The organism is Vibrio sp. 2134-1 (assembly GCF_033339495.1).
On sequence record NZ_JAWOUS010000063.1, the window covers coordinates 1 to 2,608 of the forward strand.

Annotated in this window: 3 protein-coding genes; 2 read left to right on the top strand and 1 reads right to left on the bottom strand. The window is 45.2% G+C overall.

Features of this window, described 5'->3' with window-relative positions; translation table 11 throughout:
* Positions 1-105: 105 nt before the first annotated feature.
* Positions 106-1,239, bottom strand: coding sequence for a hemolysin family protein (locus tag R7R78_RS23765; RefSeq protein ID WP_213894437.1), 1,134 nt, complete (start codon positions 1,237-1,239; stop codon positions 106-108).
* A gap of 253 nt (positions 1,240-1,492) precedes the next feature.
* Between R7R78_RS23765 and hupA the strand changes: the two genes are divergently transcribed.
* Together hupA and R7R78_RS23775 are read left to right on the top strand one after the other, a co-directional pair.
* On the top strand, positions 1,493-1,765 hold the full coding sequence (gene hupA / locus R7R78_RS23770) for a nucleoid-associated protein HU-alpha (protein ID WP_005382524.1): 273 nt from the start codon (positions 1,493-1,495) through the stop codon (positions 1,763-1,765).
* 39 nt (positions 1,766-1,804) lie between these two features.
* Positions 1,805-2,503 (top strand): DUF1481 domain-containing protein, encoded by a 699-nt coding sequence (locus tag R7R78_RS23775; RefSeq protein ID WP_213872162.1) that lies wholly within the window; start codon positions 1,805-1,807, stop codon positions 2,501-2,503.
* Positions 2,504-2,608: the final 105 nt, after the last annotated feature.

Genomic DNA, 2,608 nt, shown 5'->3' on the forward strand with positions numbered 1-2,608 from the left:
GCGCTGGACTAAACAAAGGCCCCCTTTTAGGGGGCTCACACAAAGCCACCTTCTTTAGAAGGTGGTAATTTACTTGTGCGTTTAAGCTGTTATACCTAATGCTGATTACGATTCTTTCGAGTCGGGTTTCGGTGGCTCTTGAGCTTCTGGCTCTTTATCCTGCTTCTCCGACTCATTGTCTTCTTCATCGTCATCGCGGCTTTCGATTACGCCGTGCATTTCTTTCCAGCTTTCCCAGCGTTGGTAAGCCAGCTCCTGCATGTCAGTGCTTTTATCTGCTTCGTCGATGATCTCCTCGCCTACGAGGTGTTCAAAAATATCTTCCAACGTTACCAAACCTAGCACGGTACCGTATTCATCAACAACAAGTGCCAGCTGTAAGCGATGAGTCATCATCTGGTCGAATACTTTAGGTAAAGTGGTATTGTTTAGCACCACTTGAATTGGGCGCATGATTGCTCCCAACTGTTTCTGTCCACAACCTGATTGTTGTAGTTTGAACAACTCAAGGCGATGCACAAAACCAATGATGTTATCTTTCTGCTCGCTGTAAACCAATGGGCGTGAGAAAGGCGTATCTTTGTGTTTTTCTAGGAACTCATTGATGGTCATTGTGGCATCGACACGGAATACTACTGGTCGTGGCGTCATAACCTGCGTTACGGGTACATCTTGGATGCCAAGCAAGTTGCTTAAGATTTTTGATTCACCCTCGGCAAATTCACCGCTTTCACGTGCCAGAATCGCCATTGCAGACAGCTCATCACGCATCTTTGGAGCTTCGTGGTTACGAGCAAGACGCTTGGTGATTTGCTCTGAGAACCAAACAAAGGGTGTAAGCGCCCATACCATCCAACGCAATGCGACCGCGGCAGTGGGTGCCAACTGACGCCAGTAGGTCGCGCCAATCGTCTTCGGTACGATTTCTGAAAGCACTAAGATCGCCAATGTCAGCACTGCCGAAAAGATACCTAATGCTTCGCTACCAAATACAACCGCAGCTTGTGCACCAGCAGTGGCCGCGCCGATCGTGTGAGCGATGGTGTTTAAAGTCAGAATAGATGCCAGTGGTCGGTCGATATCTGATTTCAGCTTAGCCAATTGCCCAGCTGCGGGATGCCCCTGTTGATTGAGCTGCGCAATGTAGCTCGGACTGATACTCAGCAGTACCGCCTCCAGCACCGAACAGATAAACGAAATGCCGATTGCAATAGAGATATAAATGGATAACAGCAGCATAGTTGCCCTTGAATGTAGTTTGATAGTGGTTATTTGCAGCTATTATAACCGCAAAAGTGACTTATAAATTGGTCCAAATACCTTGGAAAGCAAGGGTTTTCAGGGGGTATGTGGTAACAAATTGTGAGTTATTACTCATATTATGGCTAAAAGTACGTCAGAAAATCGAAAGATCGCTTACAAACCTTTGCCAGATGGGGCATTTATGTTTTAGAGTGAGACGAATTCGATAACCTATGAGAAGGGAAACCTAATGAACAAGACCCAATTAATCGACTTTATCGCAGAGAAAGCAGACCTATCAAAAGCACAAGCAAAAGCTGCTCTTGAAGCGACTCTTGATGGTGTAACTGGCGCACTTAAAGAGGGTGACCAAGTTCAACTAATTGGTTTTGGTACATTCAAAGTAAACCACCGCGCTGCACGTACTGGTCGTAACCCTAAGACTGGTGACGAGATTCAAATCGCAGCAGCTAACGTACCAGCATTCGTAGCAGGTAAAGCGCTGAAAGAATCAGTAAACTAAGTTAGAATGCACCGAGGTATCCTGCCTCGGTGCAATTTCATGAAAAAACATCTACTCACTTCACTTCTCCTATCTAGCCTTACCCTTTTTGGCTGTTCATCGGTTGAAACTCCTAATTTAGAACAATTCACGCATTTTTCTGGTGGTAAAGTTGCGGGAGATGCTAGCAGCTTGTACTGGATGACAGAGAAACTCACTCGTGTGAGTACGGCGGCTGATTATGTGACTATGGGGGACAATGGTTGGTTCAAGAGTGATTATCGCTGGGATGAAGGTGAGTTGCGAGAGTTGATTCGAAAAGGCGAGCAAGTTGATACCAAACAAGAGTTGGTGCCTTTTCAAATCCACATCCGTTTCAATAAAGATGGCGAAGCGGTTTACCAACAATATCGTGTTAACCTTAAAGTCTTACCACTCCAGCATGACCAATTAGAGCGCTACAAAGCAGAAGCGAATGACGTAGTGGCATCGGTTAAGGCGCAGTCTCGTAACAATCAGAGCCTTATTCAAGGTTATTGGAATGGTCAATCGTTTGAAACCTGCAAAGGTAAGGTGTTCTCGACACTCGAGTTTAATCAGACGCTGCCAAAATTTATTATCGAGCGTCTCTCATCGGTAGACAGTTATGTGGCTTTTGTCGGCAAGCAGTCACGAAACAAAGCAATGGTCGATGAACTGTTGATGCTCAATGACGATGACTTTGATTGTGTTTCTCGGCCAAAGTTGATCTCTGAATAAACATTGCTTCGAATTCTGTCGAACAAGAATGACCCGTCCTGATATGGGTTGACACTTTTTAACTAAAACGCTCGATGTACTTCATCGGGCGTTTTGTATTTTAAA